13 protein-coding genes are annotated in these 14,375 nt (G+C 70.5%); 8 read left to right on the top strand and 5 right to left on the bottom strand.

Annotation, left to right across the window (positions count from 1 at the left end):
- Nucleotides 1–145 precede the first annotated feature (145 nt).
- Nucleotides 146–1,093, bottom strand: a complete 948-nt coding sequence (locus E3328_RS05895; protein ID WP_167837321.1) for a metallophosphoesterase — start codon at nt 1,091–1,093, stop codon at nt 146–148.
- A 102-nt stretch (nt 1,094–1,195) separates the two neighbouring features.
- Here E3328_RS05895 and uppS point away from each other — a divergent pair, with 102 nt between their 5' ends.
- Both uppS and E3328_RS05885 read left to right on the top strand, forming a co-directional pair.
- Entirely contained in the window at nt 1,196–2,122 is a 927-nt protein-coding gene (gene uppS, locus E3328_RS05890) for a polyprenyl diphosphate synthase (protein WP_135363667.1), read from the top strand.
- 111 nt (nt 2,123–2,233) lie between these two features.
- Nucleotides 2,234–2,551, top strand: a complete 318-nt coding sequence (locus E3328_RS05885; RefSeq protein ID WP_135363666.1) for a hypothetical protein — start codon at nt 2,234–2,236, stop codon at nt 2,549–2,551.
- A gap of 56 nt (nt 2,552–2,607) precedes the next feature.
- On the opposite strand, the gene E3328_RS05880 is transcribed toward E3328_RS05885, so the two are convergent.
- A complete protein-coding gene (locus E3328_RS05880; protein ID WP_135363665.1) occupies nt 2,608–3,771 on the bottom strand; it encodes a mechanosensitive ion channel family protein in 1,164 nt (387 codons plus the stop codon).
- Nucleotides 3,772–3,997: 226 nt separating this feature from the next.
- Between E3328_RS05880 and E3328_RS05875 the strand changes: the two genes are divergently transcribed.
- A complete protein-coding gene (locus tag E3328_RS05875; protein WP_135363664.1) occupies nt 3,998–4,540 on the top strand; it encodes a hypothetical protein in 543 nt (180 codons plus the stop codon).
- 53 nt (nt 4,541–4,593) lie between these two features.
- Here E3328_RS05875 and pdxS read toward each other — a convergent pair whose 3' ends face one another.
- Nucleotides 4,594–5,502 carry a pyridoxal 5'-phosphate synthase lyase subunit PdxS gene (gene pdxS / locus E3328_RS05870; protein ID WP_135363663.1) on the bottom strand — a complete coding sequence of 303 codons (909 nt, stop codon included), beginning with the start codon at nt 5,500–5,502 and terminating at the stop codon, nt 4,594–4,596.
- Nucleotides 5,503–5,676: 174 nt separating this feature from the next.
- Between pdxS and E3328_RS05865 the strand changes: the two genes are divergently transcribed.
- Nucleotides 5,677–7,830 carry an alpha-L-arabinofuranosidase gene (locus tag E3328_RS05865; protein ID WP_135363662.1) on the top strand — a complete coding sequence of 718 codons (2,154 nt, stop codon included), beginning with the start codon at nt 5,677–5,679 and terminating at the stop codon, nt 7,828–7,830.
- A 57-nt stretch (nt 7,831–7,887) separates the two neighbouring features.
- A complete protein-coding gene (locus E3328_RS05860) occupies nt 7,888–8,661 on the top strand; it encodes a DUF1405 domain-containing protein (protein WP_135363661.1) in 774 nt (257 codons plus the stop codon).
- 50 nt (nt 8,662–8,711) lie between these two features.
- On the opposite strand, the gene E3328_RS05855 is transcribed toward E3328_RS05860, so the two are convergent.
- Complete coding sequence (locus E3328_RS05855; RefSeq protein ID WP_135363660.1) at nt 8,712–8,981, bottom strand: hypothetical protein; 270 nt, start codon at nt 8,979–8,981, stop codon at nt 8,712–8,714.
- A gap of 190 nt (nt 8,982–9,171) precedes the next feature.
- Between E3328_RS05855 and E3328_RS05850 the strand changes: the two genes are divergently transcribed.
- The 3 genes from E3328_RS05850 to E3328_RS05840 all read left to right on the top strand — a co-directional run bounded on the left by E3328_RS05850 (nt 9,172) and on the right by E3328_RS05840 (nt 11,281).
- Entirely contained in the window at nt 9,172–10,014 is an 843-nt protein-coding gene (locus E3328_RS05850; RefSeq protein WP_167837320.1) for a phytanoyl-CoA dioxygenase family protein, read from the top strand.
- An 87-nt stretch (nt 10,015–10,101) separates the two neighbouring features.
- Complete coding sequence (gene sfsA / locus E3328_RS05845) at nt 10,102–10,836, top strand: DNA/RNA nuclease SfsA (RefSeq protein ID WP_135363658.1); 735 nt, start codon at nt 10,102–10,104, stop codon at nt 10,834–10,836.
- A gap of 166 nt (nt 10,837–11,002) precedes the next feature.
- Complete coding sequence (locus E3328_RS05840) at nt 11,003–11,281, top strand: DUF8108 domain-containing protein (protein ID WP_135363657.1); 279 nt, start codon at nt 11,003–11,005, stop codon at nt 11,279–11,281.
- 72 nt (nt 11,282–11,353) lie between these two features.
- Here E3328_RS05840 and E3328_RS05835 read toward each other — a convergent pair whose 3' ends face one another.
- On the bottom strand, nt 11,354–14,074 hold the full coding sequence (locus tag E3328_RS05835) for a valine--tRNA ligase (protein ID WP_135363656.1): 2,721 nt from the start codon (nt 14,072–14,074) through the stop codon (nt 11,354–11,356).
- Nucleotides 14,075–14,375 lie beyond the last annotated feature (301 nt).

The following is a 14,375-nucleotide window of genomic DNA, read 5'->3' as shown; positions in this document are numbered from 1 at the left end:
CGACACCCTCGAAACCGTTCGAGAGCACCCCGTAGAGCGGTAGCTCGTCCACGGATAACGTCGACCCGGGTGAGACGCTACCCGCTACAACCTTTCCTCTCGCTCGGACAGCACCGCGACACCAGACAGAAATTCGAACTCGCAGTCACTCCCCGTCCGGAATCTCCAGCTTGCGCTTCCGCACGCTCCCGTTACCTCGTCGCTCCAGCGCGACCACCTCCTCGTCGGTCTCGACCAGCACGCCTTCGCCGCCCGAGTCCTCCAGGTTCGCGCGGATCACGTTCTCGCAGACGACGTTGCCCTTCTGGACGGCCTGCTGCTGGCGGGTGTGCCCCACGATCTGCGGCGGGGCGGACTCGTTGAGGAACTGGAAGTCGAGCCAGGCGATGCCGGCGCCGAAGGCACGGCCCCCGCCGCGGCCGATCCCGAGCACCTCGCGGTACTCGTCGACGAGCCGTTTCTGTGTCGCCGCGTCGTCGTCGGTCCCGACTGCCTCGCGGAGTTCCGTCGCGGCCTCGACGAGACGGTCGTTGAGCCGGGCGGCGTCGTAGTCGCTGACGCGGCCGGCGTGGGCGTAGGTGAACGCGTAGCCGTCGTAGGCGGCGACGACGCGGCCGTCGGCGATGGCCTCGCAGAGCCGGCGGCGGTCCTCGTCCGACCGGCGGCCGGAGAACCAGCTGTCCCAGCCGACCAGGTCCTGGAAGAGGACGCCCCACTCGTGGTTGCCGAGCGTGACGCGGACGTGGCCGGGCGGGGCCTCGCGGGCGAGGCGCTCGACGAGGTCGACGACGGCGGCGTTGTCGGGGCCGCGGTCGACCAGGTCGCCGTTGAACACCAGCACCGACTCGTCGCCGCCGGCCCAGTGGAGCCGGCCGTCGCCGTCGGCCTCGACGAGCGGGTCGAAGTCGGGGTGGTCGCCGACGGCCGCCAGTGCGGAGCGGGCGGCGTCGAGGTAGCCGTGGATGTCGCTGATGCTGACGATACGCGGGCTGGACGCGTCGAGCGCGCCGACGCCGTCGCGGGCGCCGCGGGGCATCGAGCCGTCGGAGTCGGGAGTGAGATCGAGCATGGCGGCGAGGGATTCGTCTGTCAACTGCGGGATACACCGCAGGGTGTCAAAACGGCTTCGGAGGGAAGCGGGCCGCGGCCAGGCAAACACAAAACTCATATCGCGGGGCTGAAAGAACGTAACCAGATGGACAGAGTGCGGCAGTGGGCGCGCGGCGCGTACGAGCGGCTGCTCGAACTGGAGCTGTCGGGGACGCCGAGCCACGTCGCGGTCATCCAGGACGGCAACCGGCGGTACGCGCGCCAGCGGGGCGACGACGCCTCCGAGGGCCACCGCGCCGGCGCGCAGACGACCGAGCAGGTCCTGGAGTGGTGTCGGGAGGTCGGCGTCGACGAGCTGACGCTGTACGCCTTCTCGACGGAGAACTTCGAGCGCCCGGAGGAGGAGACCGAGGCGCTGTTCGACCTCCTCTGCGAGAAGCTCCGGGAGTTCGCGGACGCGGACCGGGTCCACGACTCGGGGGTCCGCATCCGGGCGATCGGCGAGACGGGGAAACTGCCCGAGCGGGTGCGCGACGCGGTCGACTACGCCGAGCGCCGCACCGCGGGGTACGACAACCTCCAGCTGAACATCGCGCTGGCCTACGGCGGCCGCGCCGAACTGCTCTCGGCCGCTCGGGACGTGACCCGCGAGGTCGAGGACGGCGCCCTCGGGTCCGACGAGATCGACGTCGAGACGGTCGAACGGCGGCTCTACGAGGGACCGACGCGGGACGTGGACCTGATCGTGCGGACCGGCGGTGACGAGCGCACGTCGAACTTCCTGCCGTGGCACGCCAACGGCAACGAGGCGGCCGTCTACTTCTGTACGCCCTACTGGCCGGAGTTCCGGAAGGTCGACTTCCTGCGGGCGATCCGGACCTACGAACACCGCGAGGAGTCCTGGCGGAAGACCCGCGCCCGGCGGGCGCTGGCGCTGGTCCGCGCGCTGGGCGGCGCCGAGGTCAACGACGCTCGCCGCGTCCTCCGGCGGTTCAAGGACGCCCTCCCGAGCGCCGAACGCGAGGCACTCGAGGCGGAGACCGACGCCGAGTTCGAACGCACCGCCGACTGACGGCCGCTCTTCCGGGCGCCTCTCGACCCGACAGTTCGGTTCCCGACCGTGTGCCACTTGCCCCCGCGTGACGGTACGCTTAAGTACGGGAGGCGTGTGACATCATCTATCATGGCACACTCCGGGTCGGACGCCGACGCGTTCGTGACGCACGGGACGCGGCCGCGCAGCGTCGCGCGGGCGAGCCGTCGGCTGGGGCTCGCGCTCATGGGTGCGGCGGGACCGGCGGTCGTGACGGCGTTTCTGGTGGCGCTGACCCGTCCGGGGACGGCCGGTCCGGTCGCCTGGGTGGGCGAGGCGATGGCGACGCCGCTGGTCGGCGCGACCGGCCTCGCCTGGGCGTTCCACGTCGCCGCGGTCACCGGACTCGCCGGGGTGTGGATCGTCGGCTTCGCGCTCGTCGTCGAGGGGTACTTCGGCGTCGAATAGGGCTCCGCAGCGCCGTCTTCCGGAAGTCGCCCGCAGATTCGCCGACGACCGACCGGTCAGTCGTTGCTGCGCGGCTCGGGCTGGGCTTCCCCCGAGTCGGCGGCGGGGCCGGCCTCGCCGCGGACGTGGAAGCCCCCGTTCTCGGCGCGGCCGGTCAGTTCCCGCTGGGGGAAGGGGATCTTGATCCCCTCGTCCTCGAAGGCGGACTTCACGGAGGTCACGACGGCGGAGACGGCCTTCCACTTGCGCGGCGGCGTGGGGTGGTCGATCCAGAAGCGGGTCTCGAGGACGACCGCCGAGTCGCCGAACGCCTTGGGGAACACCTGCGGCGGCGGGGCGTCGACGACCTCGTTGCACTCGGAGATGGCCTCGACGGCGACGGTCCGGGCGCGCTCGGGGTCGGCCTCGTAGTCGATGCCTACGTCGACGCGGATGCGTAGCAGGCCCTTCTGACTGCGGTTGGTCACCGGGCGGTCGGAGACGCGGTCGTTGGGGATGATGACGAACTCGCCGTCGAAGTTCTCCAGCCTGGTGTGGAAGATGGTGATGTCGGTGACGATGCCCTCCTGGTCGCCGATCTCCACCCAGTCGCCGATGGTGAACGGGCGCGAGAACATGAGGACGAACCCGGCGATGAGCGATCCGAGCGTCTGGCGGGCGGCGAAGCCGACGACGATGCCGAGGAAGCCGGCCCCGACGAGGAGGCCGCCGAGGTTGGTGTCCCAGATCCCGAGGATGACGATCCCGGCGAAGCCGAACAGGAACAGCTGGGCGGTCCGCAGCAGGATCTCCTCCTGGTGGTCGGTCAGCCACTCCGCGTGTTTGCCGAGGTTGGCGACCGCGTTCGAGAGGTACCGGGCGACCGCGTAGGCGGCGAAGAACACGGCCACGGAGCCGATCGCCCGCCCGAGGACGCGCAGCTCCTGGTCGTTGGTCGCCTCGTCGGCCAGCGTCGAGAGCGCGGGACCGTACCCCCAGAGGTAGACGAGCGAGAGGCCGCCCCCGACGAGCAGACACAGCTGGGCGGCGCGCAACACCGCGCCGCTGACGGCCCACTGGAGCGCGGAGTCCTGGACGCCCTCCACGAGCCGCGGGAACAGCAGCCAGCCGAAGCCCGCGACGACGACGAGCACCAGCACGGTGACGCCGAGCCGGGCGCCCAGCGTCTCGAACCCCGTGAGGAACGAGCGTGCGGCGTCGACCGGCGTCGCCTGTAGCATACACCGCCCATCGTGAGTCGACGGTATTGGGCGTTGCGCTTGTGGGGCCCGGCGGGCGGCCCGAGCGGGACGCTACTGTCCGGCTCGACGCAACCGAAGCCCCGCGTCCCGTCGCTGCGTCGCCCGAGGACCGCCGTGTCGCGGTCCCCACCGGTCGTCGCCACCCCGTGCTACGTCGCCGTCCGGACAACGAACCTACAAATGAGCGGGCGCCGTCCGGGGCGGTATGGGTCTCTGGGCCGCGTCGAGGGCGTGGTGGGACAGGCCGCTCGTGGTCGGGGCCGTCTACGGGCTGACGGCGACGGCCTACACGGCCGCGTACGTGACGTTCGTGAGTCCGTACGGTCTGTTTCTGATCTCGGCGGGGACGCTCGTCGCCTCGGCGACCGTCGCCGCGTTTGTCTCCGGCGTGGCGGTCCGCCGGCTCGAATCCGCCGTCGACCCGCGGTCGCGGGCCCGGACGGACGCGTTCTCGGGGATGTTCGTCGGCTGGTTGACCCTGATCGTCGCGCCGCCGCTGGCGCTGCTCGGGATGACGGTCCCGACGTACGCCGGCCCGGTGACGAACGTCTCGCCGATCACGCCCCTGCTGGTCGCCGGCTATCTCGTCACCATCGTCGGCTACGGCCTCTTCGGGACGCTGATCGCCCTCCTCGCGACGCTCGGGTCGCCGATACTCGTCACGGGCGCAGTCGGCGTCGCGCTCGGTCACCTCCGCCGCCGGTCGAGTGCCGCGGCCGGCGTCCCGGCGGACGGGTCCGGCGGCTGAGTGACGCCGTGGCCGTCGGTTCGAAGGCGAAGCGAGAACTCGGCCGGCCGCGCTCAGACGCCGCGGCCCTGCATCTTCTCTTCCTCGGGCAGGTCGACGTTGGCGTCGCCTTTCATGCCCGCCCCGGTGTTCGAGGCGATCTCGGCGAGCGTCTCGGGGTCGTCCCAGTTGTTGACGGCCTCGACGATGGCGCGACCCATCGCCTCGGGGTCCTCGGCGCCGAAGATGCCCGAGCCGACGAAGATGCCGTCGCAGCCGTGGTGCATCATCAAGGCGGCGTCGGCCGGCGTCGCGATGCCGCCGGCGGCGAAGTTGACGACCGGAAGCCGGCCCATCTCGGCGGTCTCGTGGACGAGTTCCGCGGGCGCCTCGTTCTCGCGGGCCCACTTCTCGCGCTCCTCGTGGGTCGCGCCCTCCAGCTCGCGGATGGCGGACTTGATGTTGCGCTGGTGGTGGACGGCCTGGTTCACGTCGCCGGTGCCGGCCTCGCCCTTGGTCCGGATCATCGCCGCGCCCTCGTCGATGCGGCGCAGGGCCTCGCCGAGGTTGCGCGCGCCGCAGACGAACGGGGCGGTGAACTCGCGCTTGTCGATGTGGTAGCGGTCGTCGGCCGGGGTGAGGACCTCGCTCTCGTCGATCATGTCCGCGCCCGTCGCCTCGAGGATCTGGGCCTCCTTGGTGTGGCCGATGCGGGCCTTGCCCATCACGGGGATGGAGACCTCGTCGATGATCTCCTCCAGGGATGCGGGGTCGGCCATGCGGGCGACGCCGCCGCGCTTGCGGATGTCGGCGGGGACGGCTTCGAGGTTCATCACCGCGACGGCGCCCACGTCCTCGGCGATGCGGGCCTGCTCGCGGTCGACGACGTCCATGATGACGCCGCCCTTCTGCATCTTCGCGAACCCGCGCTTGACCAGGTCGGTCCCGCGGCGGAGTTCCTCCAGGTCCGTTTCGTCGGTCATAACCGCGACTTGGCGTCGGAATCACTTAACGAGTATCGTTCGCCGCCGTCCGGCGCGAGCCGGCGTCGGTCACCGCCGGCCCGGCCGACCCGGAGGGAGCCGCCGTCCCGTCCGGGTCCGGAGCGTGTCTCCGCCGTCAGAACACTCTTGGGGGGTTCGCCCGTCCCGGCGAGCATGACGGACACGCAGTCGGCGGACGAGTCGTTCGCGGCCGCGGTGACGGTCGACGCCGACGACCGGAGCGACTGGTCGGTCTCGCCGCGGATCTTCGGGGCGTACGTCGAACACTACGGTCGCGAGATCTACCCGGGCGTCTACGCGGAGCACGCGACGAACAACTCCTTCGAGTCGTGGTGTTTCGACCGGAAGACCGCCGAGCGGAGCCGCCTCGCCTACGAGGAAGACGCCCTCCCGGAACACGACGGGATCGCCTTCCCCTGGCAGCCGGTCGGCGACGCCGACTACGAGACGCCCTCCGGCGGCGTCCACGGCGGCGACGACCGCCAGTTCCAGCGCGTCGCCGTCGAGGGCGGCACGGGCGGCGTCTCCCAGCGGGTCCCGCTGCCGGACTACCGCACCCGCGAGTACGACCTGTCCGTCTCCGTCCGCGGCGGGGGCGTCGACGCGGTCGAGGCGCGACTGACCGACCTCGACGGCGAGACGCTGGCCGCCGTGACCCTCCCCGTCGCCAACGAGTGGGTCCGCCACGAGGACCGACGGCTCGAACTCGCCGGGGGGAGCGACACCCGCTACCCCGCCGAGGGGAGCGAGGGGCGCTTCCGCGACATCTCCGCCCCACACGGCGAGTACCGCCTCCAGTTCGTCGCCGAGGGCGAGGGTCACGTCGACTTCGACTGGGTGATGCTCGTGTCGGGCGACGCCGTCGACGGCAAGTTCAACCCCGAGATGCTGGAGCGGATGGACGAGCTGGCGGTTCAGTCGATCAAGTGGCCGGGCGGCAACTTCGCCAGCCACTACCGCTGGCGCGACGGCGTCGGTCCGCTCGAAGACCGGCCCGTCAGCGAGGCCCCCGGGTGGAGCGGGCTCGAACCGAACTTCCTCGGGACCGCCGAGTACGTCGAACTCTGCCGGGAGATCGGCGTCGAACCGATGATCACGGTCGGCTGGTGGGCGGAGATCGGTCCCGGGGAGGCCGCCGACTGGGTGGAGTACTGCAACGGCGACCCCGAGGAGACGGAGATGGGGGCGCTCCGCGCCGAACACGGCTACGAGGAGCCGTTCGACGTGCGCTACTGGGAGATCGGCAACGAGGTCTGGGGGGACTGGCAGTTCGGCCACACCGCGGACCCGTGGGAGTTCGCCGGCGGGTCCGACGACCGCGAGGGCGTCGACGCGTACTACGACGCGATGACCGCCGCCGACCCCTCTATCACGGTGTTCGCGGACCTGCTCGACCCGGGATACACCCGCTTCGAGGCCGACGCCGACGAGTGGGCCGAGGCGCTGTTCACCGAGGTCGGCGACCGCATCGACGGCGTCGACACCCACCACTACAACTTCGGGATCCGCCGCGGCGACGAGGACAGCCCCGAGGCGTGGGTCGAGGCCCACGACGCCGAGCCCGTCGACTACATGGAGACGCTCGTGGCGTACCCGACCCAGTACGAGCGGGAACTGGCGGATCTCGCCGCCGACGCCGAGGAGCACGGCCTGGACTCGTTCACCATCAACGTCGGCGAGTGGGGGCTCTACCCGCATCTGGGGGAGGACTGGCCCGAGATCGGGATGGGGACGACGGCCAGCGCCGCCTACACGGCGGGGATGTTCGGCGCGTTCGTCCGGCAGGGCGAGGCCGTCCGCCGGGCCTCCCACACCCACATGCCGGTCAAGCAGTTCCCCGACACCGGCGGGTCGAACGCCTCGCCGCTGGACCCCGTCGCGCGGGTCCAGCGACTCTACGCCGAGGTGCTCGCCGACGGCCGGTCGTGGCACGCCGTCGGCGTCGACGTGGACGGTCCGACGCGGACACTCCCGGAACTGGGCACCCGGATCGAGCGGATGGACGGCGTCCCGTACGTCGACGCGACGGCCGTCGTCGACGACGCGGGCGAGGAACTGGCGGTGTTCCTCGCCAATCGCGACCTCCGCCGGGCAGGGACGGTGACGGTCGACCTCGGTTCCGACGCCGCCGGTCGCTCCGTCGCCGTCGACGTGCTGGAACCGACCGGGAGTCCGCACGACCGACAGGAGTCCCGGTCGGAACCCGACGCCTACCGGATCGACCGTTCGACCGAGCCCGTGAGCGAGGACGGGACCGTGACGGTCGGGCTCGCGCCGTCGGCGGTGGCGCGAGTTCGCGTCGACTGATCCGCCGTCGACCGCCCGACCGCTATCGTTTTGCGCGCGGCGTCCACAGGGTCGGGCATGTCGGCCGTGAACCGAGCGGGTCGTCGCATCGAACGGGCCGTCGCCCGGTACTTCGACGCTCCGCTGCCCGACGGCGAGGGCCTCCCCGCCCACGTGGCGCCGCTGCCCGACTGGCTGGAGGACCTGGGACTGCGGCTGGCGTGGCCGATCGCGCTGGTCAACCTCGTCGGCACCCTCTTCGGCTTCTGGTACTACGCCGGCCGACCGCTCGACCTCGCGCCGCCGCTCGTCGAGGGACAGCTCGGCGCCGCGCCGCTGCTCGCCTACCCGCTCGTCCCCGACTCGCCGGTCGCGACCATGTTCATCGGCCTCTCGCTGGTCGCCTGGCGGCTCGATATCGACGCCGGGCCGCTGCACGCGCTGGCCTTCTTCGGCTGTATCAAGCTCGGCCTCTGGACGCCGTTCGTCCAGCTCGTCCTCAACGGCCCAGGCGGCATCGCCGCCTGGCTCTACTGGTTCCTCGTCCTCAGCCACCTCGCGATGGCCGTCGAGGCGTTCCTGATCCACCGGTACGCCCGATTCACGGTCGGGTCGGTCGCCGTCGCGCTCGCGTGGTACGGGTTCAACGACGTGGTCGACTACTTCTGGCCGGTCCTGGAGGGGCCCCACCACACGTGGCTGCGCGCCGAACCGTTCGTCGCGCCCGGCGTCCCCGACCACACAGTCCTCGCACACGACCTCGCGGCGGCCTGGGCGGTCGTCCTCACGCTGGTCGCGACCTTCCTCGCGCTGGCGACCCGCGTCGAGAAGGTCAAGCGAGGCGCGGCCTGAGTCCCGAGGCGGGGACAGCCTTCCGCTCCCCCCAGCCGCTTCCCGTCCTCTCAGTCGTCCGCGATCGGACGCGCGCCGGTCTCGCACCCGCCGCAGTACCGAAACGTCTCCGACGCCAGCGGCGCGCCGCAGTCCCGACAGGTCGCGGCGGCCGCCTCGGCGCCGGCCGAGAGGTCGGCGAACGGGTTCGCCCGCTCGCCGTCGTCGCCCTCGAAGAGGTGCGTCCGCTTCGGTTCCGGTCGCCCGTGACGTGCGACGGCCACGAGCGTCGAGACGGCGGCGAGTGACAGGCAGACACCGGCCGCGGTCGCGAGTGACATCGGTCGGCTAGCCCTTCGAACGTGGACGGCTATGGGTTTCGAACCGGCCAAGTATTGCGCGCTGACGCGCTGTGGTGACGTTTCTCGGGGTATCCGCTCACCGTCCCCGCCCGCCGTGAGCGCGCCGGGAACTCCGGGAAGGTGCTTCCGCGGTCCGAAGCTATACCCCCGGGTCGGCCATCTCTGGGGTATGGTATCGTTCACCGACCCGGAGCGGCGGGCGTTCGCGCGCGACGGCTTCCTCGTGCGCGACGACCTGCTGCCGGCCGGGCTGGTCGACGACGCTCGCGCGGCGGTCGTCGACGCGATGGACGCGGACCCGGTCGACCCCGACGCGGTGCTCGGCCGCGGGTACGAGGTGGCCCTGGAGGGGGTCGACCAGGCCCCGCTGACCGAGATCGCCGAGCGGCTCCACCCGGCCGCCGAGGCGCTCGTCGGCGAGGGCGTCCTCGAACCCCCGAGTTCGGGGATGCAGGTCGCGCTGGAGTTCCCGGACGGCGACGCCGCCGACCCGGTCCCCGGCGCCAAGACCGTCGACGGCCACCTCGACGGCTACGCGGCGTTCGACGAGAACCCCGAGGTGACGACCTTCCAGCTCGGCGCGGCGGTCTACTTCGACGACGTGGGGACCCGCGGCGGCGGGTTCACCGTCTGGCCGGGCTCCCATCGCGCCGCCGCGGCGTACTTCGAGGACCATGCGCTCGAAACGGTCGGCGGGAAGCCGAACAACGCGCAGCTCCCCGCGACGGGCGAGGAGTCCGGCGAGTGGGACTACGACCGTCGCCTCCACGACCAGTGGGACCCCTACGAGGTCGCGGGCTCGGCCGGCACGGTCGTCCTCTGGCACGGATTGCTGACCCACGCGGCCGGGATCAACACCGGCGAGCGCGTCCGGATAGCCGGCATCGAGCGGTTCGCCCGCGAGGACGTCGAGGACGTTCGTCGGGAGGCCGCCGCGAATCTCTTCGAGTACTGGCCCGCGATGGCCGGCGTCCCGTTCGTCGACGGCGGCGAGCCGGTCGTCCCGGAGTGAATGCCGAGTTCGACGGAGCCGCCGACCGCCGCCGGCCGAAGGACCGGAACGGAACCCATACGGCGGTCGCCCGGCTACCGGCCCGCGATGACCGAGCCGCTCCTGACGCGCGACGGCGATCCAGTGATCGGGGAGTTCGTCGATCGGGTCAACCGCTTCGTGGTCCGCGTCGACTTCGGCGACGAGGGGAGAGTCACCGGCGTCGGCGACGCGTACCTCGGCGACCCCGGAAAGCTCCGGAACATCCTCGTCCCCGGCCACGAGATCATGTGCGAGCCCGTCGACGACCCCGAGCGGGCGACCGACTACGACGCCGTCGCGGCCCGCGTCGGCGACACCTGGGTCAGCCTCCGCGCGGCGCTGGCCAACGACCTGTTCGCCGCGGCGCTGCACGGCGGCCACCTCCCGGCGTTCGACTGGGCCGAGACCGTCGTCCGCGAGCCCGAACTGCCGGACCACGGCCGGGGTGACTTCCGGCTTGAGTCGGCGGACGGCGAGCGCGTCGCCTACGTCGAGGTGAAGTCGACGACGCACGTGGACGAGGGGGTGGCGAAGTTCCCCGACCGGCCCACGGAGCGGGGCCGTCGGCATCTGGAGAGCCTACGGTCGCTTGTCGAGGACGGGACCGAGGCGCATCTGGTCTTCGTCGTCCAGCGGCCCGACGTGCGTCGGTGGGAGCCGTTCCGCGAGGTCGACCCCGAGTTCGCGGATTTGCTTGGGGATGTAGTGGAGTCGGGCGTCGACGTGCGGGCGCTGACCACCGCGTTCCAACCGCCGCGGTACCGGCTCCGGGAGACGGATCTGCCGGTGAAAATCGACTGAAGCGATTCGAAATCAGGCCGATGTGAGAGCCCGCGTCCTACAGGATACCGATCTCGCGTGATCGCTGCAGGTACTGAAATACAGGGGATGAAGCGCAAAGCAGGTTCGGTGTAACTGCCATCTAACAGGGACATACCCCTTTTCGGTGCGGCGCCGTACGGTGCCCATGGAATACTCCGACTCCTATCGGCGTGAGGTCACCGCGAAGGTCGAATCCGGGTGGCGGATCGAGGAGGAGACACGGGATCGAGTGACGCTCGTGCGACGGGAGTTCGGCGACGTGGGTATCCACATCCTCATCGCCATCTTCACGATCTGGTGGGCAGCAGGGGTCCCGAACCTGCTGTACGCCGCGTACAAGTACTTCACCGATAGCCAGCGCACCGTCGTCTGGAAGGACCGGCCCGAAGCCGAGACGGAGGAGCTGACAACGAACGCGGAGTGATACGTTCTCGGCCGCCGAAATCTCGTTCCAGTCGGCGGGCGGACCTTCCTCCGGGAAATCTGAAACCCGGACTCAGCCGACGATGAGGACCGCCGACTCGGTCTCGATCATCTCGCCCTCGCCCGAATACGTCCGCTCTTCCTCGATCTCGTACATCTCGCTGTCGAGTTCGACGCCGGCGACGTGGAGTTTCCCGTCGACTTCCTCGAACTCACCACTCTCGATGGCGGCGTCGATGTCGCCGACCTCGCTGCCGTACTCGGGGCCGACAAGCGAGTAGTCCAGATCGACGCCGGTGACCTCGGTGGTGACCTCGGGCGCCTCGTCGAGCGTCTCAAGCTCGGCGACGTGCATCGCCTCGGCGACGGCGTCCTCGAAGCCCGCAATCGTGCCGTAGACCTGGACGCGGTCGAGGTCGGCGTTGAGCGCCAGCCCGTTGTCGGTCTTGTAGCGGCGCAGCGCGGCGATGACCTCCATCGCCGTCTCGCCGGCCGCCAGGTCGGCCTCGTAGCCCCGCGTCTCCGGCCAGTCCGTCGTGTGGATGGAGTCCAGCCCGTCGCCGTCGTCCGCGTAGAGGCGCTGCCACAGTTCCTCCGTGACGTGCGGGAGGAAGGGAGCGAACAGCTTCAGGAAGGTTTGGTGGGCCGTCAGCAGCGCGTACTCCGTCGAGCGGGCGTCCGCGCCGCCGTCGGCGTCGTCCAGTCGCTGTTTCGCGATCTCCAGGTAGTCGTCGCAGAAGCTGTTCCAGAAGAACGACCGCAGCTCGTTGCGGGCCTTCGAGAACTCGTAGGCCTCGAACTGCTCGGTCAGGGAGGCGACGGCGTCGTCCAGCTCGGCGAGCATCCAGCGGTCGACGGCCGCCAGGTCCTCGTCGGCCGGCCGCTCGATGCTCCCGGGCTCGCCCGTCAGCTGGTCGATGAGCCGCGAGGCGTTCCAGAGCTTCTGGAGCAGGCGCTCGCCGGCCTCCAGGTCGCCCTCCTTGTAGGGGAAGTCGTCGCCGATGGAGGTGCCGGCGGCCCAGTAGCGGGCGGCGTCGACCGGGAAGTTCGCCGTGACCTCCTCCGGGGGGATCACGTTGCCCTTCGACTTGGACATGGCCTCGCGGTTCTCGTCCAAGACCATCCCGTTGATCATGACGCTCTCGAAGGGGACCTCGCCGGTGTGCTCGTAGCACTTGACGACGGTGTGGAACAGCCAGAAGGAGATAATGTCGTGGCCCTGCGGCCGCAGGTCGAACTGGTAGAGCTCCGGCCGCTCCATCGTGAACTCCTCGGCGTCGGCGTCCCAGTCCCAGCCGGCGTTGACCAGCGGGGTCAGCGACGAGGTGGCCCAGGTGTCGAAGACGTCCTCCTCGGGGCGGAAGTCGCTGCCGCCGCACTCCGGACAGCTATCGACCGGCGGGTCGTCCGAGAGGGGGTCGACGGGGAGGTCCTCCTTGCGGGCCATGACCGTCTCGCCGCAGTCGTCGCAGTACCAGACGGGGATCGGGATCCCGGAGTCGCGCTGGCGGGAGATACACCAGTCCCACTCCAGGCCCTCGATCCAGTGCTGGTACCTGGTGAACATCTTCTCGGGGTACCAGTCCATCTCCTCGCCGGCCGCCAGGTACTCGTCGGTCTTGTCGAGCATCTCGACGTACCACTGCTCGGTGACGAGGTACTCGACCTCGGTCTCGCAGCGCTCGTGGACCTGGACGGTGTGCTCGTGGTTGCGGCTCTCGACGAGCGCGCCCGCGTCGTCGAGGTCGTCGATGATCGCCTCGCGGGCCTCCTCGGTGGACATGCCCTCGTAGTCGCCGGCGAGGTCGGTCATCGTGCCCGACTCGTCGATGGCGATCCTGAGGGGGAGGTCGTGGGCCTGGTACCACTCGATGTCGGTCTGGTCGCCGAACGTACAGCACATGACGATGCCGCTGCCGGTCTCCATGTCGACGCGCTCGTCCTCGATGATGGGGACCTCCTGGCCGAAGATGGGGACCCGCGCGGTGCCGCCGACGAGGTGCTGGTTGTCCTCGTCGTCGGGATGGACGAAGACGGAGACGCAGGCCGGCAGCAGCTCCGGCCGGGTCGTCGAGATGGTGAACGTCGCGTCCTCGTCGGCCGGCCCCTCGCCGGTCTCGACGAGGTCGAAGTGGATGTCGTTGAACTTCGTGTGCTTGTCCTCGTCCTCCTGTTCGACCTGCGAGATGGCGGTCTCGCAGTCGGGGCACCAGATGGTCGGCGCGCGCTGGCGGTACTCCCGGCCCTGCTCGTACAGATCGATGAAGGAGAGCTGGGAGATGCGCTGGACCCGCGGCTCGATGGTCTTGTAGGTGTTGTCCCAGTCGACGGAGACGGCGAGCGACTGAACGTCGTCGGTGAAGGCGGCCTCGTAGTCGGTACAGACCTCGCGGCACTTCTCCTGGAACTCCCGGCGGGTGAAGTCCTGGTGGCGGATGCCCAGTTCGCGCTCGGTGAGCCGCTCGGAGGCGATGCCGTTGTCGTCGTAGCCGAACGGGAAGTAGACGGCCGGGTCGGCCATCCGGTGGTAGCGGGCGACGAAGTCCTGCAGCGTGAACTGGTAGAGGTGACCCATGTGGAGGTCGCCCGAGACGGTCGGCGGCGGCGTGTCGATGCTGAAGGCCGTGTCGGCGTCGAGGGCGGCCTCGCGGTCGTAGGCGTAGGTGTCCTCCTCGACCCAGCGGCGCTGCCACTTCGACTCGACCTCGTCGGGCTCGTACTCGCCGGGGAGCGCGCCGTCGTCCTCGCGAGCGTCGGGGCCGTCGGCGTCCCCGGCGTCGCTGTCGGTGCTCATCGCTGCTCACTCCCGGCGGTCGGGCGCGCTCGGGGTCCGAGCGCGGCGGCTGTCGGGCGGTGCGTGCTGTCGGTCGGTATCGTGGTGTCGTACATCGGTCTGTCTGTCGGCCGGTCGTCGAACGGTGCGAACGCGGAGGTCAGAATGGGGGTGGTGTGGGGCTAGGGAGCCCCTACACGTACGGCGGCTACGGACAGCCGGGGCTCGTTCGCGGCGCGAGCGGCGGCTCCGTCGAACGGCCCTGTCATCGGTAGAGAGTGGACGAGGCTCGAAAATAACTCTTACGTCATCGCCACGGGCG

Source organism: Halosimplex halophilum (genome assembly GCF_004698125.1).
In the GTDB taxonomy this organism is placed as follows: domain Archaea; phylum Halobacteriota; class Halobacteria; order Halobacteriales; family Haloarculaceae; genus Halosimplex; species Halosimplex halophilum.
The sequence above is the reverse complement of the archived record's forward strand: the minus strand, read 5'-3'. Positions and strand labels throughout refer to the sequence as shown.

Coding starts and splice junctions, on each gene's coding strand:
- E3328_RS05875 (WP_135363664.1), top strand. CDS start 3,998: ATGGGTCTCTGGGCCGCGTCGAGGGCGTGGTGGGACAGGCCGCTCGTG.
- sfsA (WP_135363658.1), top strand. CDS start 10,102: ATGACCGAGCCGCTCCTGACGCGCGACGGCGATCCAGTGATCGGGGAG.
- pdxS (WP_135363663.1), bottom strand. CDS start 5,502: ATGACCGACGAAACGGACCTGGAGGAACTCCGCCGCGGGACCGACCTG.
- E3328_RS05850 (WP_167837320.1), top strand. CDS start 9,172: ATGGTATCGTTCACCGACCCGGAGCGGCGGGCGTTCGCGCGCGACGGC.
- E3328_RS05840 (WP_135363657.1), top strand. CDS start 11,003: ATGGAATACTCCGACTCCTATCGGCGTGAGGTCACCGCGAAGGTCGAA.
- uppS (WP_135363667.1), top strand. CDS start 1,196: ATGGACAGAGTGCGGCAGTGGGCGCGCGGCGCGTACGAGCGGCTGCTC.
- E3328_RS05880 (WP_135363665.1), bottom strand. CDS start 3,771: ATGCTACAGGCGACGCCGGTCGACGCCGCACGCTCGTTCCTCACGGGG.
- E3328_RS05865 (WP_135363662.1), top strand. CDS start 5,677: ATGACGGACACGCAGTCGGCGGACGAGTCGTTCGCGGCCGCGGTGACG.
- E3328_RS05885 (WP_135363666.1), top strand. CDS start 2,234: ATGGCACACTCCGGGTCGGACGCCGACGCGTTCGTGACGCACGGGACG.
- E3328_RS05855 (WP_135363660.1), bottom strand. CDS start 8,981: ATGTCACTCGCGACCGCGGCCGGTGTCTGCCTGTCACTCGCCGCCGTC.
- E3328_RS05835 (WP_135363656.1), bottom strand. CDS start 14,074: ATGAGCACCGACAGCGACGCCGGGGACGCCGACGGCCCCGACGCTCGC.
- E3328_RS05860 (WP_135363661.1), top strand. CDS start 7,888: ATGTCGGCCGTGAACCGAGCGGGTCGTCGCATCGAACGGGCCGTCGCC.